Source organism: Methanosarcina baikalica (assembly GCF_031461075.1).
In the GTDB taxonomy this organism is placed as follows: Archaea; Halobacteriota; Methanosarcinia; order Methanosarcinales; family Methanosarcinaceae; genus Methanosarcina; species Methanosarcina baikalica.
The window spans coordinates 33,763-56,582 of sequence record NZ_JAVKPK010000002.1 but is presented as its reverse complement, the minus strand read 5'-3'; the positions used below and the strand labels follow the sequence as shown (position 1 = coordinate 56,582).

Genomic DNA, 22,820 nt, shown 5'->3' with positions numbered 1-22,820 from the left:
TTTCTTTTTTTCTTTTTCACTCTGTACTTTATCGAGTCCACATTAGTTCTTTCTCACACCTTTTTTCTTATTTACATTTCTCTTCAAACCAATCCATGAGAGAAAAAGCCAGGCTCATGGAATTTTCAAAAAAGCTTTGCTGCCAGCAGATTTCCTTTTCGGACTGGATATACTTTCCTGGAACAAGCTCGTGCCCCGAATCTTTGATGAGATTTCTTACCCACTGCCTGTCAGCCTCAGGATGGAACTGTAGCCCGAGAACGTTTCCATTATAGATAAATCCCTGATTAGGGCAGGCCTCACTTTCAAAAAGCTTCATTGCGCCGTCTGGAATTTCAAACATGTCCCCATGCCACATAAAACCGGTAAATTCCGGAAACATTCCTGATGGAAGTTTTAAACTTCTGATCTTGTTCAGGTTTTTCCCTTCCATAGCTCGTACCGTGTGCCAGCCGATTTCCTTATACTGATTCCCCGTAACTCTTCCACCCAGCACTTCGGCAATCATCTGAGCCCCAAAACAGCTTCCAAGCACCGGAATGCCTGTTTCTATAACTTTTCTAACAAATTCTTTTTCAGGCTTTAACCAGGGATATTCCTCTTTCTGGTAAACGCTCATGGTGCCACCCATTATCAGGAGCAAATCGAGTTCCTCAGGGTCAGGAAAAAGAGAGTCTTCATAGAGCAGGGTTTTCGTAAGTCTATATCCTTTTCTGGCTATCCAGGTCCCTATATTTCCCAGGGTATCGTTTTTCAGGTGTTGTAAACAGTGAATTCTCACGGGTGTTTCCCCTTGAGGATTAAATAGAGCAGAAACTGCTGTTTTTAAACCACTCTTTAAGTTACGCTTTAAGTTACGCTTTAAGTTACGCTTTAAGTTATGCTTTAAGTTACGTTTTAAGTTAAACTTTAAGTCGAACTTTTTTAGTCATTCTTTTATATTTCTTCTCTTTATTCTCTATTTTGAAGCCCGTATGAAAGCTTTTTATTTACAGAGCTTTCTGCGATAAACGTTTTATAAGATAAATATCTGTTTCCTGCCTGGCAATACATTCATTAATTACGATTGTGTTAAGAAATCACATAAACAGGTAAAGGAAATCACCGAAAAAAGAATTTCATTATCAGGAAGAAGATTATCAGTAAGCAGAAAATGGGAGTTGATTATCATATCTCATCCAAAGACAGTAGAAGAGATGATTGAGTGCGCAGGACCTATTGAGTGTGAGTTATTGCCCAGGCTTATTCAAGTAACAGAAGCTGCTGCCATTGCCGCAGCCTATCAGATGGGGCGCGGGAACAAAAGTTTTGCCGATCAGGTAGCAGTCGCCTCCATGCGAAGGACACTGAACAAGCTTGATATGAAAGGTATAATCAAAATCGGGGAAGGAGAAAGGGACGAAGCTCCCATGCTTTACATCGGAGAGCAGGTAGGAACAGGAAATGGAGACCTGGAGGTCGATATTGCAGTCGATCCTCTTGAAGGAACAAACCTTACCGCAGATGGGTACCCTGGTTCGGTTGCGGTCATGGCCATGGCGGAAAGGGGTGGAATTTTCCACGGCCCTGATATCTACATGGACAAAATCGTTGTCGGGCCAGATGTGGTACGCTATGAAGAAGATCATCCTGGTGAAAAGATTGACCTGGATGCCCCTGTCAGGCACAATCTTGAGATAGTCGCAAAGGCTCTCGAAAGAAGTATTGAAGAGCTTGTTGTTGTAATTCTTGACCGGCCCAGGCACGCCCAGAAGATAACCGAAATTCGGGAAGCAGGCGCCCGCGTAAAGCTGGTCAGTGATGGAGACCTTATGCCTGGGGTTTCAACTGCTGTCCGAGGGTCAGGTATTCATATGGTAATGGGTGCAGGCGGTTCAGGTGAAGCCGTGCTCACAGCGGCTGCAATCAAAATCCTCGGTGGAAAGATCCTCGCGAGGCTTGTGCTCCCCACGGTTGCAAACGGAAAGAGTCAGGATAAGATCGATGAAGAAATCGAAGAAAAAATGCCAAGGCTCGAAAAAATGGGAATTACCCTTCAAAACCTCAACGATATCCTTGATACCAACAAACTTGTGCCTGGGAATGATGTGATCTTTTCAGCAACAGCTGTAACTCCCGGTCATTTTCTGCGAGAAGTCAACCTGTTCGGCGGTGGAGACGCCAGGGTACACACGATTTCGATGGGTGCATCCGGGGCTGTCAGGTTCACGGACAGTATTTATATAAAGGACAAGCAGGAGACTCCTCTCTATCTGTAAATCCTTTTATCCTCTTCTTTTTCATTCTTTTTTGAAACACGAATTTCCAAAAGAGTTACAAAATTAAAAAACTATAGAGTTCAGAGTCAGAATATGAAGGTCTATCTTGAAAGTTTTGGCTGTTCGGCAAGCCAGGCGTCAGCCGAGATAATGAAGGCAAGCGTCGAAAGTCTAGGGCATGAACTTGTGGGTCTTAATACTGTCGATCAGGCAGATGTCTATATTTGCAATTCTTGCACAGTCAAATACACTACAGAGCAAAAGATTCTCTATAAGATCCGCAGGATGGGTGAGCGAGGTATACAGGTGATCGTCTCTGGCTGCATGCCGGAAGTCCAGCTTGAAGATATCCTTCACGCAAATCCCGAAGCTCATATTCTGGGAGTAAACGCGGTTTCCCGCCTTGGCGACGTTCTTTCCTCAATCGAGCAGAGAAAAAAAGAAGGACGATTGCAAGGAGAAGAACGTCTTGAGTTCCGGACTTCCGAACCTCTTGGCTTCCTCAATGTTCCACGAGAGCGCTCCAACCCCAATATTCACATCTGCCAGATCTCTCAGGGCTGCAATTTCGCCTGTTCGTACTGCATTGTAAAGCATGCAAGAGGCAAACTGCGCTCTTTTCCTTCGGATGAGATAGTCGAAGATATCCGCACCGCAGTTGCAGATGGCTGCAGGGAAATCTGGCTCACATCACAGGACGACAGCCAGTACGGGCTGGACACGGAATTCAAACTCCCAGCCCTTTTACGTATGATCGCGGAAATTCCCGGCGACTTCAAAGTTAGGGTCGGAATGATGAATCCCTTCTCCGTCCTTCCTATTCTCGATGATCTTGTGGAAGCTTTTGATTCCGATAAAGTCTTCAAACTACTCCACCTCCCGATCCAGTCCGCATCTCACTCTGTCCTGAAGAAAATGAACCGCCTGCATAAAATGGATGCTGTGGACGCGATAATCACGAAATTCCGTGCCCGTTTCGAAGACCTCTCTCTCTTCACTGACATAATTGTTGGCTTTTGCGATGAAACCGATGATGACTTCAAAGAAACTGTCGAATGGGTACAGAAATACCGCCCGGAAAAAGTAAACATTTCCCGTTACTCTCCCCGCCCGCATACGAAAGCTTTTTCCTTCCGAAACCTCGATTCCAGGATTTCAGTGCAGCGTTCCCATGAACTGCACAAAGTATGTGAACAAATCAAGATCAAGTCCAAGCAGGTAATGATCGGCTGGAAAGGAAAAGCCTTCGTCTCGAAGTACACGGAAATGGGGGATGTTCTCACCCGCACGGACTCCTACCGCCCGGTTGTCATAAGCGGCTCTGATCTCAAGCCCGGCCAGTATGCTGATGTGGAAATCGTTGGTGCGAAGCCTGGTTATTTCCTTGGAAAGCTTATCACTTAAGCTTACAGTTTTTCACTTTTTTCAACTACGTTTTTTCAGTTATACATCTAATTATCTAAAATCAGAATGTTAGATTCTTTTTTTACAGGTTATACATATATATAATATTATTTAGATATAAATCCTATAATTAATACTTTACGACTTTAGATTTGAGTTCTTATAGGCGGGTTTTTTGTCCTTTTATTTTTTTTGGCTGAAGTAAAAGAATGGCATTAGCGGGGGTTTCGTTCTGAAAGATATCGCTATCGGAACATGTGTACACCTGTTATCCCGGATGGATAACGAAGTTCTTGATGGTTTCTGGGAAGAAGTCTCTACAGGAAAATATCCGATAGTTGATTTTCAGGGTAATCTGTGTTATTCGCTTTTGAACCCGGAAGGCCTGTTATTTGTAAAAAATGATTTTACGGCGCCGAGTTATGAAGAGTTTGAGCTGGTTTTTGGGGATCTTTTCCTGCCAGATACGGTCCAGGAGCTTCTTTTTAAAGACAAAGTAATGCTTCTTATGGTGTACGGGAAGGGAACGCAAAACCTTCTATTATCCGAGCTTCGTATGGATGTCAAATTCATGCTTGATCTGCCGCGTGGACAATATTTCTTTTTTGTGTTCCTTCTGGATGTGAGAGATAAATCCCTTTTAAATTCCACAATCCATGCCATAGGTTTTCTATCCAGGCTGCATTTGAACAGTCCGGAGCTTGAGGCTTTTTATCTCAAACATCCTGTTGATATCTGGGAGTTCGTGAACCTCAGTTCTATAGAGATCACGCGTGGAGGACCTTTCTATCTCAATCTGATTATGGTAAATATTGAAGAGATTCCGGGTTGTTCCCTGCTCTTTTCCGAACTTTTGCAGGAAGATTAATCCCCATATCTTCTTTGAAATATTCTTTTTCGAATGGAAAATAGTTATATAATTGTAATTTCCAGTAATTTAGAATGCAGCTACTTACCAAATACAAAGAAGTAGAACCTTACATCACAAAAGACGGTTCCATAATCCGTGAACTTATGCATCCTTCCGTCCACGGCAACTCAAACCAGAGCCTTGCCGAAGCCACCGTCCCTGCCGGCGGAAAAACTCTTCTTCACAAACATCACCTGACCGAGGAAATCTACCACATTACAGAAGGCAGCGGGATAATGACTCTCGGCTCTGAAGAATTTGAGGTCAAAAAAGGGGATACCGTTTGTATTTCTCCAGGAACACCGCACAGAATTCAAAACACAGGATGTGCATTGCTGAAAATTCTCTGCTGCTGTGCACCGGCTTATTTGCATGAGGATGCTGAATTGCTGGAATAAGTTAAGGAATTCTCTTCACAATGTTCGTGCCCATTTATTAAGCATATTGTTTTTGAATTACTTTTTGATGCCTGGGTTTTTTAAGTTTTTCTCTTCCCCACGCTCTCACCGGCCGCAAGCGGCCGGCCTTTAATTAATTGACAAAAAAATGATTTTTTTTCTTCAGGTTTCTTATTTAGAACCAGGATTCTAATTTGATTGAGGTCAAAGACTTTTAGTGATTGGTGACTGTATTAATAACGGTAATATGAAAGTTATAACTTGGAACTGTAATATGGCTTTCCGAAAGAAATACGAACAAATTCTTCCTTATGATCCTGATTTATTAATAGTTCCAGAATGCGAGCATCCAGACAAATTCAACAATAAGTTTTATGACAATGTTTTATGGATAGGCGATAACAGAAATAAAGGTTTAGCTGTTTTTAGTTTCAATGATTTTGAAATTACAACCCACGAGTCCTATTGTAATAATTATAAATATGTTCTTCCTGTCAAAGTGACCGATAATGAAGCAATAAATCTTGTTGCTATTTGGTCACAGAACAATAAAGAAGATCCAAGAAGAAGATACATTGGAGAAATTTGGCAGTCATTGAATTATTATAAAGACATGTTCAAGTCTCCAACAATTATTGCAGGTGATTTCAACTGGAACGTTATCTGGGATAAGGAGAACCCTAATTATCCCCTTAATGGAACACTTACTGATGTAATCAATCTGTTAAAACAATTTGAAATATTCAGTATGTATCATACCTTTACAAATGTAAAGTTTGGGATTGAGGGGGAACCGACACTATATTTTAGGAAAAACAGAAAGACTCCTTATCATATAGATTATATCTTTGCACCTGTTGATATTATTAATAGTGGGAAATCATTTTCTATTGGTAAATATGAAGATTGGATCTCTCTAAGCGATCATATGCCTTTAATAGCAGAATTAGAGTGAACTACTCCCGTCTTGGAGTTTTTATAGTTAACTCTTTTAGTATCTTCTTATTATCTGTCCTCTCTTTTTTTACGGGAAAGGCCGCTCTCCTGCGTCGAGCGTGACAGGAACGATCCGGTATGGCGAATAAGGTTGTAAGGGTTAGAATGATCTGGAATTTAGTTCTTTTGACCGAAAATAATTGCTATAGCCATAAATTAGTCCTCTTGAGCGAAGCGAAAAGGACCTCGTGCTCCCGAAGCGAAACTCGGGAAGCGAAACTCGGGAAGCCGAAACTAGGGCGGGACAGGAAAAGTCAGAATACGCTGGTAAGGTTTCTCTGTCTTGCCTACTTATTTTTTACTCGCTCTTATATGTTTTGCGTTTGTTTTTCAATCCTTTTCCTCATACCACTCGCCCCTCAACTCTCTCTTCTGCAACTTCAAGGACAGATCAGATTATTTTTCACAATTTTAGCCCTTTCGCGGGCTGTCTAATATTCTCATTGAACTCATTCCGGAATTCTTTTATATTAATTTATCATCTATATTCAGTAATATTATTCTAAGTATTATACATCTGCCCTAAAAATAATTCTGGATCTTTATAATTCTCAAGGAAAAAATTCATAACAAATATTTGCTGGAACTCAGAAATATATATTTCTCATTTTTATATATATCATTATGCATTTTACGTAAATTTATATATCAAGACCCAGCTAAAATAAGTCACTCCAATTATATAGGAGGTTGGTTGATTTGGCAAAATTTTTAGATAAAATTAGTGAAAGAGCAAAGAAACTTAACAAGACAATCGCTTTACCTGAATCTGATGATATCAGAACTCTCCAGGCAGCTGCTAAGATCCTTGAGAGAGGTATTGCAAATATTGTACTTGTCGGCGATGAGGCTGATATCAAGGCGCTTGCAGGAGATCTGGACATCTCGGGAGCAAAAATCGTAAATCCTAAAACTTATGAGAAGAAGGACGAATACATTCAAGCCTTCTACGAACTGAGAAAGCATAAAGGTGTCACACTTGAAAGTGCAGCTGAAATCATGAGTGATTACGTGTACTTCGCTGTTATGATGGCCAAACTCGGTGAAGCCGACGGTGTTGTATCAGGCGCTAACCACTCTTCTTCAGACACTCTGAGACCTGCTGTCCAGATCGTGAAAACAGCACCTGGTGCTGCTCTTGCATCCGCTTTCTTCATCATCGCTGTACCTGACTGTGAATACGGGTCCAATGGGACATTCCTCTTCGCTGACTCCGGTATGGTCGAAATGCCAAGCGTAGAAGATGTTGCAAACATTGCAGTGAGTTCCGCAAAGACCTTCGAACTGCTGGTCCAGGACGTGCCAAAGGTTGCAATGCTCTCCTACTCCACCAAAGGAAGCGCCAAGAGCCCGCTGACCGCCGCAACTATCGCTGCTACAAAGCGTGCACAGGAACTCGCTCCTGATGTCGCAATAGATGGTGAACTCCAGGTAGACGCAGCAATCGTTCCCAAAGTTGCAGCCTCAAAGGCTCCAGGAAGCCCTGTTGCAGGCAAGGCCAATGTCTTCATCTTCCCTGACCTTAACTGCGGAAACATCGCATACAAGATTGCCCAGAGACTTGCCAAAGCTGAAGCCTATGGCCCTATCACCCAGGGTCTTGCCAAGCCAATTAATGACCTGTCCAGAGGCTGTAGTGACGAAGACATTGTCGGTGCAGTTGCCATTACCTGTGTTCAGGCCGCAGCACAGAAAAAATAATCTTAAACGTTTCAATACTTACGAACGTTTTAGAAAGCTTTTTATCAACTTTTATACATAATATATACATAATATATTCTACCGGAAACTGTGAATGCGACTTGAAAGCAATTTATTGAACTGGGGTTTACACATGAAAGTACTGGTAATAAACGCAGGAAGCTCGTCTCTCAAATATCAGTTAATTGATATGAGTAATGAATCCGCCCTTGCAGTAGGTCTCTGCGAGCGGATAGGAATCGATAACTCGATCATTACTCAGAAAAGATTCGATGGTAAGAAGCTGGAAAAGCAGACTGACCTGCCGACCCACAAGACAGCTCTTGAAGAAGTTGTCAAGGCCCTTACAGACCCGGAATTCGGTGTCATCAAAGACATGGCCGAAATCAATGCAGTCGGGCACAGGGTTGTGCACGGTGGGGAAAAATTCACTACCTCTGCTTTAATTGATGCGGGTGTGGAAAAGGCTATCACGGACTGCTTTGAACTGGCTCCCCTTCACAACCCTCCAAACATGATGGGAATCTCCGCCTGCGCCGAAATCATGCCTAGCACACCGATGGTTGCTGTATTTGATACTGCATTCCATCAGACAATGCCGGCATATGCCTACATGTATGCTCTGCCATATGAGCTGTATGAAAAGCATGGGATAAGAAAATACGGTTTCCACGGCACCTCTCACAAATATGTTGCCGAAAGGGCTGCCCTTATGCTTGGGAAGCCTGAAGAGGAAACCAAAATTATCACCTGTCACCTTGGAAACGGTTCAAGCATTACAGCTGTGAAAGGCGGAAAGTCTGTTGAGACCAGCATGGGCTTCACCCCACTCGAAGGGCTTGCAATGGGCACCAGATGCGGTTCCATTGACCCGGCAGTCGTTCCCTTCATTATGGAGAAAGAGGGCCTGACATCCAGGGAAATTGACACTCTGATGAACAAAAAGTCTGGTGTGCTTGGAGTTTCCGGGCTCAGTAATGACTTCAGAGATCTCGATGAAGCAGCTTCCCAGGGCAACAGGAGAGCAGAACTCGCTCTTGAAGTCTTTGCATACAAGGTCAAGAAATACATAGGTGAGTATTCAGCCGTGCTCAATGGTGTGGATGCAGTAGTCTTCACCGCAGGCATCGGAGAAAACAGCGCAAGCATAAGAAAGAGAATTCTTACCGGCCTTGACGGCATAGGCATAAAGATCGATGACGAAAAGAACAAGATAAGAGGTCAGGAAATCGACATCAGCACTCCGGATGCGAAAATAAGAGTTTTTGTCATCCCAACCAATGAGGAACTTGCCATTGGAAGGGAAACAAAAGACATTGTTGAGACAGAGATTAAATTACGCAGTTCTATACCTGTCTGATAGTAAAGGAGATTTCTCCTTTACCTTTTTCTATTTATATTCTTAAGCTTAAACAGTGCGCCCTTTTGTTGAAATTATCTTTGCTGTTAAGAATTCCTTTTTTACTATTCGTTTTTCTGTTTTTTTCAGGCTATTTTTTGTTTTAACTTCACTGGACTTCTCAGTTTTTCAAAATGTTATCTAAAACATTTTTTCAGAATCATTTGGCTGTGGTTTCAGAATTCTGAAACGTCTCGAAAGCAGGTCATAGTAAAAATATAACATTTGTTTCGTACATAATAGAGGTAGTAAATGAGGTGGTAGTACGATCCAGGAACGGAAAATATTCATACTTGCTGTGGGCATCCTGCTTCTTTCGAGCACTGTCGCCATCAACCTCCTGCTTGAAGATTCACCTGTGGTTATCCAGCTTGAGGGAGACACGTTCAAGGTTGTGGATATTCCGTATGTATACACTGTAAAAGAAGCGTATATCCTCCTTTTCTCCGGTTTTTTCGGGGGTCTGGCGCTGGCCCGGGTTCTACTGTTCCTGGGGCTTCAAGGTTCTGCTTTTCCAGAAAATGGATCTGCAACACAGGTAATGGCTCTTAATATTGCAGCAGAGAAAATTCCTGAGGAGATTTTAGAAATCTACCCTGAGAATGCCCCTGTTGAGGAATTCAGATCTGCCCGAGCTAACATTGACCCTACAGATGTCCTTTTGCGGGCCCTTGAAGGAGATGAAAGAAAAGCTGTCGAACTAATCACAACAAGAGGAGGAAGAATTCTCCAGAATGAACTCGTCAATTCCCTGGATTTCTCCAAGGCCAAGACTTCCAGGATTCTTATGAACCTGGAAAAAAGAGGCGTAATAACAAAGAAAAAGTATGGGCTTACCAACTGCATTTCGATAGCTGATGAGCTTAAGGATAACACAGGGATAAAGGGGGAAATGAAATGAAGAAAGGTACTCTAATCTCGATCTCAGTTGCCTTTCTGATCCTTTCTTTTGGAGCCTTATGGTATGGAAGCGGGGCTGATGTGAAAATTGTTGATATGCACGCCTCTCCTATCGGGATAGGGGATAGGGGACAGCTGAACATAGTCCTTCAGAACAATGGTTCAAAACCCGTGGATGTCTGGCTTGAAGTAGAGAATGCTTTTGTTGATGAGAACGGAAGGAGCTACTCAACCTCAAGGTTGATAATTTCAAACAATTCCACCTCAGGGGATGAAGAATCAGTTTCGCTCCAGAAACCCATTAATCTTCTTCCAGGAAACAATTCTGTCAGTGTAATGCTTGGGTACAAGCTTCCCGGCAAGTACCCTGTAAAGGTCAAGGTTGTTGAAAACAACAGACTCCTGGATGAAGCCACCTATCTTGTAAATATCCCACTTCCCGAACTTCACCTGAAACTGGAATACGAAGTGGAGAGCAAGAACACTTCTGACGTTTACAGAATCTATGGCTATCTGATCAACAAAGGATTAAGCCCTGCAAGGGATGTTCGCACGAATCTTACAGTAACAAATGAAAGAACAGGAGAGATTGTGCTTAAGTCTTCCGATCTTTATTATGTGGGAACAGAAGATAAAACCGCTCTTTGGACATGGCCGGATTACCCCTATACAATCGTGGAAATCGCACATAAAGAGCCTACAGGGGATTCCTATATGCCTGTCCAGAATGTGGTAGTAGGCGGAAGTGAGGACCGTTTCAAAGTTGATGTAATGGCCAGATGGCAGGACCAGGTAACTTCTGCCGAATTATTGATCCCTCCGAGGAGAGCAGGTGATGCGTATGATAAAGCTAGGTGAACTTTTCAGTCGCAGGCATGCAAAAATTTTGCTTCTCTTGATTTTGCTTTCCGGAATATGTAGTGGTTTTCTTGGCCAGGACCCTCTCAAGGCTAGGGCAGAAAAACTGGTTGGAAGCCTCGGAGATGAGGACCAGAACATTTGCTACGCTTCGGCTGATGCACTTGTCGATATAGGAGAGCCTGCAGTTAGCCCCCTTATTGAGGCCTTAGAAGACGACAATCCACAGGTGAGAAGCCTTGCAGCTCTTTCTCTCGGAGAAATCATGGATAAAAAAGCTGTGAAGCCTCTCCTGGAAACTCTTAATGATCCCTCTCCTGAGGTTCGTATGACTGCAGCTTATTCACTTGGGGAGATTGGAGATATAGAAGCCGTTGAACCCCTTATTGAGCTATTAAAGGATGAAGACGGAGAAGTGGTTCGCTTGACTGTGATTGCGCTTGGACTATTGAAAGACCCCAGGGCGACTGAACCTCTTTGTGAGGTTATGGACCGTGATGATGCTAATATACGCCATGAAGATAATCCCGATATACGCCAAGAAGCTGTATACGCTCTTGGAGAAATCGGCGATCTAGGGTGTATAGATACTCTTCTGGACCTGTTTGCTGATAAAGAACTGGGATATTCGGCGGCTGCCATTCTTGGAAACTTTGGAAGTGAACCGGTTTTTGGAAAACTCACTAAAATGCTGGACAGCAGGAACCCAACAATCAGAACCAACGCAATAATTGCGCTTGAGTCTACCCAAGACCCTGCTAGTGTTCCCTTTATGATTAAAATGTTGAACGATAGATCTCCAGAGGTGCGGAAGGAAGCTGCTTTAGCGCTGAGTCATTTCAAAGGATCTGATGAAGTTGCTCAAACAAAGCAGCCCTTGATTAATGCTCTTGAAGATAATAACTCCGAGGTACAGGAAGCTGCTATCCGCTCTCTCGGAAGGCTCGGAAGCAAAGAAGCTATAACTCCTCTAGAAGGCTTTCTCCAAGCTAATAACAAAAATCTCCAGAGTGCTGCCATTAAGGCTCTTGGAGAGATTGGCGATCCTGAGGCTGTGGACTCTCTTGTTGCTACCCTTGAAGATGAAGACTGGTTAGTAAGAGAAAATATTGTGAATTCCCTGGTGGAGATAGGAGACTCTCGAGCAATTGACCCTTTGATTTCTTTACTTGGGGATGAAAACTACAAGGTGAGGAAAAGTGCTGCAGACGGCCTTGGGAAATTTGGAGATCGTAGAGCTGTCGAACCACTCCTCAAGGCTCTTGAGGCCGAAAGAGAGAGGGACGTAAGGCAATCGGAAGTTCTGGCTCTGGGAGAACTTGGAGGACAACAGGCTATAGAAGGCTTGAGCCGGATCAGCACGGATATGGATGAGTATCGATTTGTAAGAACTGCTGCAGAGGGGTCACTGGAAAAACTCAAGGGAGGTGAGGCAGGAAATGCCTCTTCTCCTTCTTAAACAGTCCATTTGGACTGCAAAATTTACGTTTTTATTAGTCTAGCAATAATTGTAAACATTTGGGAGCCTGGAAAGAGCCTTTACATTTTCCAGATTTTTGATCGATAGTGATCAACTGTTAGTGGAAGCTATGCTAGATTTTGAAAATCCCAAAAAAGAGTGAAGTGTTTAGAAAAAATACCAACAAAAGTAAGGAGGAACAACAAAATGAATAAATATACAGCAATTTCACTGGCTGCTCTTATTGTCTTAGTTGTATTTGCAGCAGACACTGTAAGTGCAGCAGACAGTGCTAGCAGTAATAACAGCACTTGTAATGTTGTAGGCATCAATTATAAATGCGAGAGCTGGTCTGAGGAGCAATATCCAGTAATCGATTTATTTGGAGAAAAGAATGTTCCGCTGTTCAATGCTAGCGAAAATATCTGGAATTCACATGTTAACAAGCTTTCAAGGTTAATTCTTGACAGTAATGAAACATATACCCTCAAAAATGGTGAAAACCTCGACCTCGGCAATGGATATGCGCTCGAAGTCAAGCAGATCGACATTGATAGTGAGAAGGTTTGGCTAGAATTCACTAAAGATGGAAAATATGTAGCGGATCAAAATATCTCAGTTAATACTGATGATACTAACAAAACATGGACAGTTACCCTTGACAATATTCAGGGTGAAAACAATATCGTTGTAATGAAAGTCCACGTCAAACAGTTATTCGTGGGTACAGAAAAGAGCATTGTTTGGATTGATGCTATCTGGCTTCTTGATTACGTGAATGCCAAAACCATTAATACCGGGGACCAGGTCGGAGAATACACACTGACGGGAACCATAAGCGGAGTGGATGAATCTAACCTGGGCAGCCTCGTATTCGAAAAAACTCCAGTTGACAATTGTTCCGCATCTTCTAATTCAGGAAAAGGAGTAACGAAATTTGCTGACAAAAGTACAAAACCATCTACTTCATGGTACCAGGACTTTTGTATATTTGCCGCAATGAAAGGCAAATAAAAAATATCTTAAAAAGCAATAAAAAAGAAGTGGAAAGTCGATTGATAGAAAGGTGTTTTATCCTGAAAAGAAATATTCATAAATAATTTATTGAAATCGAGCATATGGAATCAAAGATTTAACCAGGCTTTTCAAATATTTTAAGGATAAAACACCACCTAACAAGCTTAAACACCAAATAATCTTAAACAGGCATAATATCAACTTAATCTTCTACCAGCACTATTGCATCTGTCGGGCAGACCTGTAAACACTGCTCACACTCTATGCAGTCTTCAGGACGGGCTACCACTGCTCTTTTCCCATCTTCTGTTTCTTCCACGTCAAATACGTCCACAGGGCAGATATCGTAGCATTCAAGTGAGCCAACACATTTATTGTAGTCAATCCTGGGGTGCAATTTTTTTCACCATTCTTTTTGGGGTTTGAATTCAGTCTTTAACAAGTTCGATAGCATCTTCCGGGCACGCTTCCACACACTGGTTACACTCTATGCAATTTTCCGGGCGGGCCACGACTGCCTTTTTTACCCTATCCATTTCCTCAACATCAAAAACCTCTGCAGGGCAAACTTCATAGCAGGCAAGAGCTCCGGTACACCTGTGATAATCGATTACTGGATGCATTTTCTCTCCATCTTATCGGTTTTTTTGAATTACAAAACTCTATTCACTATGCTAATATCAGTATCGATAATTTATTACTCCGGGATTTTACTGAATTTTGATATCCACGGTTTCCGTATTCTCCCTGTAAGGTACTGTTACATACAGTTTTCCGTCGCAGTATTTCGCAACAGCTTTTTCAGGGACGACTCCACAGCAAAATGCGTAAGTTCCGGCGTATTCGACCCCTGTCTCTTCTCTTTTTGCTCTTATGAAGAAACCGTTCTCAACCATCTTTAATTCGATATTCTCTTTCTTTACCCCGAGCAGGTTAATTTCGATTTCCAGATTTCCCTGGTCATCCGAACACGAAAATACGTCAGGCGTCATTTTAACCATTGACATAACCACTACTCCCAAAGAACTTTTTTTCCACATATAGAATAATAAAATATTGTTTACTATTCGGGAATTTGCTATCAGGCGTTAAGTATTTGCGTTTTAAGCGTTCAATTCTGGCGTGAGATGCCCTGGTCATTATTAGTATTTCTTCCCTAATCGCCCTACAAATCCCAATAATAGAGTAAGGATCTCGATATTTATAATTTATGAATCATATATTATTAATTCCAGAGACCGTGCAATTCAAATTTATAAGGGACAAAAAGTTGGTCTATAAACTTTCCAGAAGGCAGAGACTTCTCTAAGCAATTTTCTCTCAGCAATTGACTTTTCCGTTTAAGTTTTTTATGAAAAACTGAAAGTAAAAGTAAGAAATAAACTCCAGGAGATTTAGCTAGGATAATAACGCTTCATTCCCGGATTATCAACGTCAGTGTCTGCAAATCGATTCTTATCGGATAGGTAAATTTTTCTTATTTTTTGCGGAGGATATGGCTGGTCATTCGAAGTGCTCAGCTCCATAATTCCCGGTTTTTGTCAATGAAAGCATGCTGGATCTCTATCTTTGAAGATGTGTAAATCAGCGCTGCAGGATGATAGAGTTTCAGGATCGTTCTTCCTTCATGTTCTACAGGGACTCCCCATTCCAGTTTTTTCTCTGGGCAGTAAGACTTCTCAGCTGTATTGCCAAGGAGAATTATTATTTTCGGATCAAGCAGGGTTATCTGGGCAATAAGGAAGGGCTTGCAGCACTCAATCTCGTTTGCCTTGGGTCTTCGGTTTTCCGGGGGGTGGCATTTGACCGTATTTGTTACCATCCAATCCTTTTCAGAAAGCCCCATATACTCGATCATCTTGTCCAGTTTTTTTCCTGCCCTTCCGTAGAAAGGAATCCCTGTTTCGTTTTCACTTTTTCCGGGTGCTTCTCCTATGAAGAAAACTTTCGGATTACAGGATCCTTTTCCTATTACTCTCCGGATTGCACTTTTATGAAGCGGGCAGCGTGTGCATTTAATTATCTCTCTTCCAACAGTTGTATATCCTGCTTCCACCATAGTTTTGACCCTTTCTTCAAAGTCTCTATGGTTTTCTTTTTCATACGTCATCGCTTTCTACCTCCTTTAATATTTTGCCCTCAGGCGCGGTATATTTTTAAAGTGTTCTGGCTTGATTGGTCCGTTTTTCTGTTATAAAAATTTCACAATCCATCTGGTGAGACCTGGCTGCAGACAAACTTATTTATGGAAAAAAATCCCATGACAAAGATAACCACTATTATAATGAAGAAAAATTCCCTATAATTTTGTCTTTTAAATTTTATTCTTCTATCTATATATAAAATATTATTCACAAAGGTGCGCTGAGGGTATGACTTCTAGAAACTTTCTTACAATCGATGATTTTGACACACATGGAAAGACAATTCTTGTAAGGGTTGACCTGAACTCTCCTATGGATCCACGGGGTAATATTCTGGATGATATGCGAATCCAAAGCCATATTGCTACCTTGAAGGATCTCGAGGACGCAAAAGTTGTTTTGCTTGCGCACCAGAGCAGGCCAGGGAAAAAAGACTTCACAACAATGAAGCCTCATGCCAACTTGATGTCCAAATATCTGGGCAAGCAGGTTCTCTATGTAGACGATATCTTTGGAACTTATGCAAAGACCCGGATTGCTTCTATGGAAAATGGTGATGTCATCCTGCTTGAAAATGTAAGGTTCTATTCCGAAGAAAGCCTCGAAAGGTCTCCGGCAGAACAGGCCAACACATATCCGGTTAAAAAGCTTGCACCCTTTGTGGATATTTTCCTCAACGATGCCTTTGCCGTATCTCACAGGTCTCATCTCTCTGTGGTTGGATTTACGGAAGTTCTTCCGTCTGGAGCTGGAAGGGTAATGGAAAAAGAGATCACATCTCTGGACAGAGGAATCAAAGGAGGGGAAAGGCCAGCTATTTTCGTGCTCGGAGGGGCAAAAGTGGACGATTCTCTTCGAGTGGCGGAAAATGTGCTTGCAAATGGAGGGGCTGACCGTGTACTCCTTACTGGTGTAGTAGCGAATGTGGCTCTTGCTGCATCCGGGGTAAATATCGGAAAAGCCAATTTGGATTTCATCAAATCCCAGGGTTATGAAGGCCAGATCGAAAAGGCAAAAGGCCTGCTTGAGAAGTTCAAAGACAAGGTGGGCCTTCCTCAAGACGTGGCTTTAAACGATAATAAGAAACGGGTCGAAGTGCCGGTTTCGGAACTTGATTCCGATTCTCTTCCCATAAATGATATAGGGCTTGAAACCATAGTGGACTTTACCCATGAAATTGAAAATGCAAAAACCGTTGTCTTAAACGGTCCTGCAGGCGTTTCCGAAATTGACGATTTTGCCCTGGGAACCCACGAAATAATAAAAGCTGCAATTAAATCCGAGTTTTCAATCGTTGGTGGCGGGCATATCTCGGCAGAAGTTGACCATCTCGGCCTTGAACACCGTTTTTCCCATGTCAGCACAGGTGGAGGGGCATGCATTGACTATCTTGCCGGGGTAAAGCTTCCAGGCGTTGAGGCTCTGATAGCTGCGGCCAAAAAATACCAGGACGCTAAGAAACTTTAATTGTTCTGCTTCCTAGAGTTCCGGACTTTATAGAGAGAAACGTAAAACCCCGAAGTCTTTAGCTTCGGGGCAGTTCACAATAGTGAGCTTTCTATTCGGCAGTCCTTTCAGGTAGAATTTTTTAAATTCTTCTTTTTTAAATAGTTTTTCTCATCTTCCGACTGCTCAGAAATCAAGTTCTGGAAATCTACTTTAACCAGCGCCGATAAACATATTGTTATAAGAGCTTCTATACACATCTTGTCATTAACCTGTAGCTGATACTACTGGCTGACATTCACATGTTAGAATAATAAAATAGAGGTGTTGGTTCAAACATGCTTACAGACATCGAAGGCAGAACTGCAGTCAAACTTGCAAGGAAGACAATTGAATCGTTCCTATCTGAAGAAAGGCTCTCGGAACCTCAGGAACTGGGTTTTGAGCTTTCGCCGGTTTTTGGGGAGAAAAGGGGCGTTTTTGTCACACTTACGGAGAACGGGCTCCTTAGAGGCTGTATAGGGCATCCTTTTCCTGATTCCATACTTGAGGAAGCAATTATGGATTCTGCCATTTCTGCAGCAACCCGTGACCCACGTTTTCCACCTGTCGGGGAGGATGAGCTGGATGATATAGTTGTTGAGGTTACAGTTCTTACCCCTCCCGAAAAGATTAATGCTCCTCCAAAAGAGCTTCCTAACCATGTAGAGATCGGAAGGCATGGTCTTATTGTAAAGCAGGGCTATTGTCAGGGACTGCTTCTTCCTCAGGTCGCTCCTGAAAATAATATGGATTCTATCGACTTTCTTAATCATACCTGCCTGAAAGCCGGCCTTTCTCCGGATGCCTGGCTCAAAGGAGCCGAAGTCTCCTGTTTCGAAGGGCAGATTTTCAAGGAAAAAGAACCACAGGGTGAAGTTTTTGAGGAAAAGTTCTCCTGTGAATGAGAATCCTTCCGGCTCCTGAGAGCTCTTAAGCTTCTAAAAATTCTACAATTCAGGTAGTGGATGCGCCGAATAAAAAAAGGTAAATGAAAGAATATTTGAATTTTTTGTTTTGTGGGGCGCAGCCTGCTTGCCTCCAAATCCTGTTTCTGAATCTACCCGCAGGTACCTCTTAGAGTTGGAGATTCTTTTTTCAGGCTGACTTCTGGCTTATTCCGGATTACAATATTCCGTATCCTCAGTACCGGTTTATTCGATCTGAATCCTTTTTCCGGTTACGGGCTCTATTTTTGGCAGGGTGACTGTTAAGACGCCATTTTTGAGCTGGGCATTTGCCCCTTCTTCTGTTACGCCATCCGGAAGAGGAATTTCACGGTAATAGCGCATGAAAGACCGCTCTCTTCTGAGGTAGCCTTCCTTTTCGGCCTCTTTCTCTTTTCCTGCACTAATTACGAGAACATTGTCCCTTAGATTCAGCTCAATATTTTCCCTGTCAATACCAGGCAAGTCGGTTGTGACAATTACCTTATCACCGTCTTCTGCAACATCAGTCAGCGGAGATAAAGTATCGGTTCCGAATCGGCTTTCCAGCGTAGGGTATGTCTTGAACATCTGTCCCATGTATTCCTGCATTCTTCTAATCTCATCAAACGGGTCCCAGCTATATACGCTGCGGTCTGTTCTTTTTATCGGTTTCATATACAGATTCCTCCGTGTCTGATCCCAGGATTTCCCTGGATTCAAAGCTTGCTTGTTTTTCGCAGGTCTTCCTGGTTTTATTTAGCTTCGTAAGTGGTTTATGATGTAATTTCGAAATTGATTTAAAGAACGTCTTTTCCTTCTTCTCAGAAAGCTGCCTGCAAGGTGCGGGACCCGGTCAAGGTGAGTGGAGGGTTTTTATTCAGTAATCTTACCCGCTTCTCACAGACGTGATAAATGAGAGGTTGAAGCTCTCATATTCTTTTTTTCGGAGAGAAAAAAATTCGTTTTTTGAAGGTGTGCAGGGCGCCTTCTGTCTGTTCGCAGGTTGTTGACGGGTAACTGAGGGCCAGTCGCCCTTACAGTTATTATTTCACTTCTCTGTAAGAGGGTTATTGTTTCTCAGTTACTGTCATAAGGTTATCATCATTAGTATTTAACTGTTTCGCTTATTAACATTTGCTGTTTCTAAAATAAGGTTTTTTTCGGGCAAACTGTAAGATTTTTGGGTAAAATAGGGCTCTACCATGGGCTGAACTAACCAACTTCTTTAAAAAAGTTAAGTCTGGAAATTAGAATCTATCAAAGTAAGGTTTATACTAAAAGTAATAAAATAAGTAAAAAGCAAAATTTATGCTACCGAAATGTCCGCATTTCTGCACAGCAATTTTGCCTGTTTAAGGATATTTTCAGTAGTCAGTTTTTGTTTATCCGGAGGATATCCATACCTTTTCAGCAGTCTTTTTACACTCACCTTCACTTTTGTCCGGATATTTTCCCGGAGGGTCCCGCAACACCTGTATTTTGCCTGATAAATCTAACAAATTCTACTGCCATGAGTCTTAACATCCAATTGCCCAGGATTTCCATGGCACTTTCATTGTCAGCAAGAGAATCATAGAACGCAATTTTTTCACAATTCAGGCCGAATTCTTCGCCTCTGTTGTCGGCTTTTCAGTCATTGAAACGACGCCCTCACTCTAAACAATGGCGTAGAAGACCCTGGTAATTGTGGGCTTTCTGCTCGAGCACAGTCATTTTATTTTATCAATTAGATCGAGGAGAGTGTCTTTTAATACTTCTTTAGTGGAGTCCGAAAAGTCTTCGAGTTTATCCAGGCTTTTCAGGGCTTTTTCAAAATAAGATTTTGCAAGAGCAGGGTCTATCTCGACGTAGGCTCCTCCCATGAAAACATACAGGTAAATGAAGTCGTCATATTTTTCAATAAGCTTTCTGTACAGTTCCTGGATCTTTCCAAACTCGCCTTTTTCGGATAGATCTGAGATATAAAGCCCCACGAGTTCATAAAAATCCGGGCCGTTTTCCAGCAGGAAATCAAATTTTTCGGCATCTGTTAGTGAAAGGAACTTTGTTTCCATTTCGGCTATCAGTTCTTCTTCAGTCAACTCTCCCTCTTCGTCGTCTCCATAATTTTCTACAAATTCGAAATAATCATCCTCGTTCCCTTTCAAAAGCATGAGGTCGGCGTGTTTACTGGACAGTCCCAGATTAGCGGCAAACTTTTTGACGCTCTGTTCGTACTCTTCACTCTCTTCTTCCGTGAAAAGCCCCATAAAGTAAGTAGCCCACTTTAGGTACGCCTGTTCGTCTTCCATCCAGGCCCTGTTGTTAATAACCTCTAAAACATAGTCAATTACCAGTTTGAACTCATGATGGGTTATTGGCTCTTCTTCAAGAAGTTCTATCAGGTTTTCGGTAATTTCTTTTTCAAGGTCATGCTTAAAAAAAGAGATATCTTTGTCGCAGTTTTTCCTGATGTTTTTTAATGCTGATAGTGCATCTTTGTCTTTTATTTGTCTGTCGTCCTCATAAAAATGCCTGGCAATCGAATATTCGATTGTCCCCAGATAATCGGAGTATTCATACTCTTCTCCTTGCAGGCTTTTTATTTTCATTACTTCCGGTGTATCGGGCTCAAGATGCAGGAAAAGTGAGTCTTCCCCCTCTTCAGTGAATCTATTCCCATTTTCAGAATTCATGGCTGTGCTCTCCGTTTATTCTTTACCTTCTTTAATATTCATTGTATTCGGCATGTGTTTTAAGCTTTGTTTTTAAGCTTAGTTTTTCTTCTATTTTTTCAGTAATTTTAAGCTCAAAGATCTCAGATTCTTTCAGCCTGAAATCAGAGTTCGTATCGGAGCCCTGCCAGATCTTCCTGAATCTTCATTTCCGGTTCCCTTGATTTCCTGAACTGTTCCGACAGTCCAGCAGTCAGCCTGTCCATTTTCTCTTCAAATCCCTTACCTTGATCTTCGGTTTCTTCAAAATCAACATAGCGGGCTGGGGTGAGAATATAATCGTGCTCCTTTCTCGTGATAGAATAATTTTACAAACAATTGAGAAGTTTTTTGATTAAGCCAGATAATTTTGTTTTTTTGGTTTGCCCTACAATAATGTATTTAATATCTTGAAATGCATTTAAAATCCTGAGTTCCAAAACTTGCCACCTTTAAATTCTGAATTTATTCCCACTTCATCAGGATCATCACGCAGCCTGTATGCTCATCAATCTCTTCTCCGGCTGCTACAAAACCATACTTCTTATAAAAGCCAAAGGCACTTTCGTTTTCTCTGTAGACTTTGAGGGAGAGCTTTCCTCTCAGAGTTTTCGAATTTTCAAGAAGAGTTCTGCCGATTCCTTTGCCCTGCATTTCCGGCGCTACGAAGAGGGCACAGACTCTGTCCTCAACAAGAGAAATGAATCCTGTGACCTTTCCATCTTCTTCAAAAACTAAATTTTCGGCAAGTGGAAGGTACTTATCTTTCATTGCACTTTTTTTCAAAGCCCAAAAAGAGGCCGGGACGAAGGAGTGAGCAACGACAGAGGCATCGTACCAGATTCTCACCATTTCTTCAAGATCTGTTTTCCTGCAATTTCGGATCAATGTATCAAATTCCTGTTTTTAAGGTTCTATCGGTGTTAAAGTTAAATGAAGTATATCTTTATAACTCGAATGTTACAGAGCTTCTTAACTCGAATGTTACGGAGCTTCTTAACTCGAATCTTGTTATGATCTGATAAACCTGAAAGTACCAGTTCAAAATACTGTATGTAAAAAGTTCAGGTAAAAGAAAGGTATATATAGAAAGAAAAAAGTTTAAAAAATGTCAGACCGAAAAAGCTTCGATCTGGAAAAGAGACTTTCATGAAAATGGGTCCGAATCAAAAAGAAAAAGTCGGAAAAATTTATTTTCATTTATTCCATGGACTCGATCTGGCGGATCAAGTCGTTGGTGTATCTTTCGGATAACTTCACACATGGACTGCATGGAATTACTCTTACCAGTTTCCCATATCTGGATACGTACATGTCAGGTCCATGTGAAGTTTTTACTTTTGTAAAATTGTATCCTTTTGTAAAGGTCATTTATTTAACCTCCACTAATTATTATGGCGGGCATTCCATATTAATATTTTTTTACTTAATAATCATTATAGATTATGGCTTCTGTAATTGAATATGTTCTCAGACTTATCTCAATTAAGAAATAATATTAAATACACTCATGGAAAAAAACGAGTTTTAAAAACTTTCTAAATATAAAAGGTTATATTTATAACTCTATTCACGGGCCATATCACTTAAAATTAAATTATAAGCATATCCTCAAAGAAATTAAATTGTAAGCTAAATTAAATTGTAAGCTTATCCTCCAAGAATAAGCTGCCTGTGGATAAACAAGGTCCAGAACCGGCCAGAAGTTACTTGTATTTTTCCATTATTTTGAGCAGTTCTTCTTCATCTCTGGCAAGGGCGACTATAGCCATCTCAACCATCAGGTTAACTATCCCGTCCGACAGAGCCCTGAAATCGGTCCGAAGTCCTATAACAGTTTTTTCACTGGCATAGGCGTAGCCGATCTCCCAGGCAGTCCCTGAGTCTACGTCCACGCCGTCAAGAACCGCAACTACAATATCCGAATTGTCCACGCCTTTCACGCATTTCCTGAAAATGCACTCCTGATTCTGTCTTTCGCGCTCATTTGCGGCATCTTCTGCGTCTTCCTGGGGTAAAAAGACTGAAAAGCCTTTTTTGAGCAGCAGATCCTTCAGTTTACGGTTGTATTCGAGCTCCGCATGGGTAAAAAGGGGGCCTGCAAGGTAGATAGTCTTTTTTTTGCTCATGTTTTTCTTCCTGTCACTTCAGAGGTCATGCCCAATAAAATTTTCTTACAGTAAAAGATATTCAAAAGGTAAAATAGTTTGCCTGTAAACTGCAACTTTTCCTGTACTATTAGCTTGAATAAACCCAATATGGAATACAC

24 protein-coding genes and 1 pseudogene are annotated in these 22,820 nt (G+C 41.8%); 13 read left to right on the top strand and 12 right to left on the bottom strand.

What is annotated here, in order from left to right; all coding sequences use genetic code 11:
- Positions 1-67: 67 nt before the first annotated feature.
- Entirely contained in the window at positions 68-781 is a 714-nt protein-coding gene (locus tag RG963_RS00875) for a type 1 glutamine amidotransferase (RefSeq protein WP_310574383.1), read from the bottom strand.
- A 388-nt stretch (positions 782-1,169) separates the two neighbouring features.
- Here RG963_RS00875 and glpX point away from each other — a divergent pair, with 388 nt between their 5' ends.
- The 11 genes from glpX to RG963_RS00820 all read left to right on the top strand — a co-directional run bounded on the left by glpX (position 1,170) and on the right by RG963_RS00820 (position 13,297).
- Positions 1,170-2,258, top strand: coding sequence for a class II fructose-bisphosphatase (gene glpX, locus RG963_RS00870; RefSeq protein WP_310574455.1), 1,089 nt, complete (start codon positions 1,170-1,172; stop codon positions 2,256-2,258).
- 93 nt (positions 2,259-2,351) lie between these two features.
- Complete coding sequence (locus tag RG963_RS00865) at positions 2,352-3,662, top strand: tRNA (N(6)-L-threonylcarbamoyladenosine(37)-C(2))-methylthiotransferase (RefSeq protein WP_310574382.1); 1,311 nt, start codon at positions 2,352-2,354, stop codon at positions 3,660-3,662.
- Between the two features lie 277 nt (positions 3,663-3,939).
- Entirely contained in the window at positions 3,940-4,530 is a 591-nt protein-coding gene (locus tag RG963_RS00860) for a hypothetical protein (RefSeq protein ID WP_310574381.1), read from the top strand.
- Positions 4,531-4,604: 74 nt separating this feature from the next.
- On the top strand, positions 4,605-4,970 hold the full coding sequence (locus tag RG963_RS00855; RefSeq protein ID WP_310574380.1) for a cupin domain-containing protein: 366 nt from the start codon (positions 4,605-4,607) through the stop codon (positions 4,968-4,970).
- 247 nt (positions 4,971-5,217) lie between these two features.
- A complete protein-coding gene (locus RG963_RS00850) occupies positions 5,218-5,925 on the top strand; it encodes an endonuclease/exonuclease/phosphatase family protein (protein WP_310574379.1) in 708 nt (235 codons plus the stop codon).
- Between the two features lie 740 nt (positions 5,926-6,665).
- Positions 6,666-7,667 (top strand): phosphate acetyltransferase, encoded by a 1,002-nt coding sequence (gene pta / locus RG963_RS00845; protein WP_310574378.1) that lies wholly within the window; start codon positions 6,666-6,668, stop codon positions 7,665-7,667.
- Between the two features lie 133 nt (positions 7,668-7,800).
- The gene (locus RG963_RS00840) at positions 7,801-9,027 is read left to right on the top strand and encodes an acetate kinase (protein ID WP_310574377.1); all 1,227 of its coding nucleotides are present in this window, start codon (positions 7,801-7,803) and stop codon (positions 9,025-9,027) included.
- Between the two features lie 337 nt (positions 9,028-9,364).
- Positions 9,365-9,967 carry a helix-turn-helix transcriptional regulator gene (locus tag RG963_RS00835; RefSeq protein ID WP_310574376.1) on the top strand — a complete coding sequence of 201 codons (603 nt, stop codon included), beginning with the start codon at positions 9,365-9,367 and terminating at the stop codon, positions 9,965-9,967.
- The gene (locus RG963_RS00830; protein ID WP_310574375.1) at positions 9,964-10,824 is read left to right on the top strand and encodes a hypothetical protein; all 861 of its coding nucleotides are present in this window, start codon (positions 9,964-9,966) and stop codon (positions 10,822-10,824) included. The genes RG963_RS00835 and RG963_RS00830 overlap by 4 nt, the downstream gene beginning before the upstream one ends.
- Positions 10,802-12,283, top strand: coding sequence for a HEAT repeat domain-containing protein (locus RG963_RS00825; RefSeq protein ID WP_310574374.1), 1,482 nt, complete (start codon positions 10,802-10,804; stop codon positions 12,281-12,283). The genes RG963_RS00830 and RG963_RS00825 overlap by 23 nt, the downstream gene beginning before the upstream one ends.
- A 207-nt stretch (positions 12,284-12,490) precedes the next feature.
- Positions 12,491-13,297 carry an S-layer protein domain-containing protein gene (locus tag RG963_RS00820; protein ID WP_310574373.1) on the top strand — a complete coding sequence of 269 codons (807 nt, stop codon included), beginning with the start codon at positions 12,491-12,493 and terminating at the stop codon, positions 13,295-13,297.
- A gap of 205 nt (positions 13,298-13,502) precedes the next feature.
- Here RG963_RS00820 and RG963_RS00815 read toward each other — a convergent pair whose 3' ends face one another.
- From RG963_RS00815 to RG963_RS00800, 4 genes are all read right to left on the bottom strand, one after another.
- Entirely contained in the window at positions 13,503-13,697 is a 195-nt protein-coding gene (locus RG963_RS00815; RefSeq protein WP_310574372.1) for a 4Fe-4S dicluster domain-containing protein, read from the bottom strand.
- A 31-nt stretch (positions 13,698-13,728) separates the two neighbouring features.
- Complete coding sequence (locus tag RG963_RS00810) at positions 13,729-13,923, bottom strand: 4Fe-4S dicluster domain-containing protein (RefSeq protein WP_310574371.1); 195 nt, start codon at positions 13,921-13,923, stop codon at positions 13,729-13,731.
- Positions 13,924-14,010: 87 nt separating this feature from the next.
- The gene (locus RG963_RS00805) at positions 14,011-14,307 is read right to left on the bottom strand and encodes an Hsp20/alpha crystallin family protein (RefSeq protein WP_310574370.1); all 297 of its coding nucleotides are present in this window, start codon (positions 14,305-14,307) and stop codon (positions 14,011-14,013) included.
- Positions 14,308-14,816: 509 nt separating this feature from the next.
- On the bottom strand, positions 14,817-15,410 hold the full coding sequence (locus RG963_RS00800; RefSeq protein WP_310574369.1) for a uracil-DNA glycosylase: 594 nt from the start codon (positions 15,408-15,410) through the stop codon (positions 14,817-14,819).
- A 262-nt stretch (positions 15,411-15,672) separates the two neighbouring features.
- Between RG963_RS00800 and RG963_RS00795 the strand changes: the two genes are divergently transcribed.
- A complete protein-coding gene (locus RG963_RS00795) occupies positions 15,673-16,911 on the top strand; it encodes a phosphoglycerate kinase (protein ID WP_310574368.1) in 1,239 nt (412 codons plus the stop codon).
- Positions 16,912-17,228: 317 nt separating this feature from the next.
- Entirely contained in the window at positions 17,229-17,837 is a 609-nt protein-coding gene (locus tag RG963_RS00790) for a TIGR00296 family protein (protein WP_310574367.1), read from the top strand.
- Positions 17,838-18,083: 246 nt separating this feature from the next.
- Here RG963_RS00790 and RG963_RS00785 read toward each other — a convergent pair whose 3' ends face one another.
- From RG963_RS00785 to RG963_RS00765, 7 genes and pseudogenes are all read right to left on the bottom strand, one after another.
- Positions 18,084-18,533, bottom strand: a complete 450-nt coding sequence (locus tag RG963_RS00785) for an Hsp20/alpha crystallin family protein (protein ID WP_310574366.1) — start codon at positions 18,531-18,533, stop codon at positions 18,084-18,086.
- 631 nt (positions 18,534-19,164) lie between these two features.
- A complete protein-coding gene (locus RG963_RS16525; RefSeq protein ID WP_396654679.1) occupies positions 19,165-19,305 on the bottom strand; it encodes a type I restriction enzyme endonuclease domain-containing protein in 141 nt (46 codons plus the stop codon).
- A pseudogene (locus tag RG963_RS16520) lies at positions 19,290-19,475 on the bottom strand (type I restriction enzyme endonuclease domain-containing protein); the annotation flags it as partial. The gene RG963_RS16525 and the pseudogene RG963_RS16520, both read right to left, overlap by 16 nt.
- Before the next feature lie 92 nt (positions 19,476-19,567).
- Positions 19,568-20,533 (bottom strand): hypothetical protein, encoded by a 966-nt coding sequence (locus RG963_RS00780; RefSeq protein WP_310574365.1) that lies wholly within the window; start codon positions 20,531-20,533, stop codon positions 19,568-19,570.
- Between the two features lie 483 nt (positions 20,534-21,016).
- Positions 21,017-21,403 (bottom strand): GNAT family N-acetyltransferase, encoded by a 387-nt coding sequence (locus RG963_RS00775; RefSeq protein ID WP_310574364.1) that lies wholly within the window; start codon positions 21,401-21,403, stop codon positions 21,017-21,019.
- A 348-nt stretch (positions 21,404-21,751) separates the two neighbouring features.
- Positions 21,752-21,922: a hypothetical protein gene (locus tag RG963_RS00770; RefSeq protein WP_310574363.1), complete on the bottom strand. Its 171-nt coding sequence runs from the start codon at positions 21,920-21,922 to the stop codon at positions 21,752-21,754.
- A gap of 335 nt (positions 21,923-22,257) precedes the next feature.
- Positions 22,258-22,680 carry a nucleoside 2-deoxyribosyltransferase gene (locus RG963_RS00765; RefSeq protein ID WP_310574362.1) on the bottom strand — a complete coding sequence of 141 codons (423 nt, stop codon included), beginning with the start codon at positions 22,678-22,680 and terminating at the stop codon, positions 22,258-22,260.
- Between the last annotated feature and the right edge of the window lie 140 nt (positions 22,681-22,820).

Excerpts from the sequence above, each read along its gene's own strand:
- RG963_RS00840 (WP_310574377.1), top strand. The coding sequence starts at position 7,801 with ATGAAAGTACTGGTAATAAACGCAGGAAGCTCGTCTCTCAAATATCAG.
- RG963_RS00865 (WP_310574382.1), top strand. The coding sequence starts at position 2,352 with ATGAAGGTCTATCTTGAAAGTTTTGGCTGTTCGGCAAGCCAGGCGTCA.
- RG963_RS00775 (WP_310574364.1), bottom strand. The coding sequence starts at position 21,403 with ATGGTGAGAATCTGGTACGATGCCTCTGTCGTTGCTCACTCCTTCGTC.
- RG963_RS00805 (WP_310574370.1), bottom strand. The coding sequence starts at position 14,307 with ATGTCAATGGTTAAAATGACGCCTGACGTATTTTCGTGTTCGGATGAC.
- RG963_RS00825 (WP_310574374.1), top strand. The coding sequence starts at position 10,802 with ATGCGTATGATAAAGCTAGGTGAACTTTTCAGTCGCAGGCATGCAAAA.
- RG963_RS00850 (WP_310574379.1), top strand. The coding sequence starts at position 5,218 with ATGAAAGTTATAACTTGGAACTGTAATATGGCTTTCCGAAAGAAATAC.
- RG963_RS00810 (WP_310574371.1), bottom strand. The coding sequence starts at position 13,923 with ATGCATCCAGTAATCGATTATCACAGGTGTACCGGAGCTCTTGCCTGC.
- RG963_RS00855 (WP_310574380.1), top strand. The coding sequence starts at position 4,605 with ATGCAGCTACTTACCAAATACAAAGAAGTAGAACCTTACATCACAAAA.
- RG963_RS00860 (WP_310574381.1), top strand. The coding sequence starts at position 3,940 with ATGGATAACGAAGTTCTTGATGGTTTCTGGGAAGAAGTCTCTACAGGA.
- RG963_RS00795 (WP_310574368.1), top strand. The coding sequence starts at position 15,673 with ATGACTTCTAGAAACTTTCTTACAATCGATGATTTTGACACACATGGA.
- RG963_RS00820 (WP_310574373.1), top strand. The coding sequence starts at position 12,491 with ATGAATAAATATACAGCAATTTCACTGGCTGCTCTTATTGTCTTAGTT.
- RG963_RS00770 (WP_310574363.1), bottom strand. The coding sequence starts at position 21,922 with ATGACCTTTACAAAAGGATACAATTTTACAAAAGTAAAAACTTCACAT.
- RG963_RS00765 (WP_310574362.1), bottom strand. The coding sequence starts at position 22,680 with ATGAGCAAAAAAAAGACTATCTACCTTGCAGGCCCCCTTTTTACCCAT.
- RG963_RS00790 (WP_310574367.1), top strand. The coding sequence starts at position 17,229 with ATGCTTACAGACATCGAAGGCAGAACTGCAGTCAAACTTGCAAGGAAG.
- RG963_RS00780 (WP_310574365.1), bottom strand. The coding sequence starts at position 20,533 with ATGAATTCTGAAAATGGGAATAGATTCACTGAAGAGGGGGAAGACTCA.
- RG963_RS00830 (WP_310574375.1), top strand. The coding sequence starts at position 9,964 with ATGAAGAAAGGTACTCTAATCTCGATCTCAGTTGCCTTTCTGATCCTT.
- RG963_RS00800 (WP_310574369.1), bottom strand. The coding sequence starts at position 15,410 with ATGACGTATGAAAAAGAAAACCATAGAGACTTTGAAGAAAGGGTCAAA.
- RG963_RS00785 (WP_310574366.1), bottom strand. The coding sequence starts at position 18,533 with ATGAAACCGATAAAAAGAACAGACCGCAGCGTATATAGCTGGGACCCG.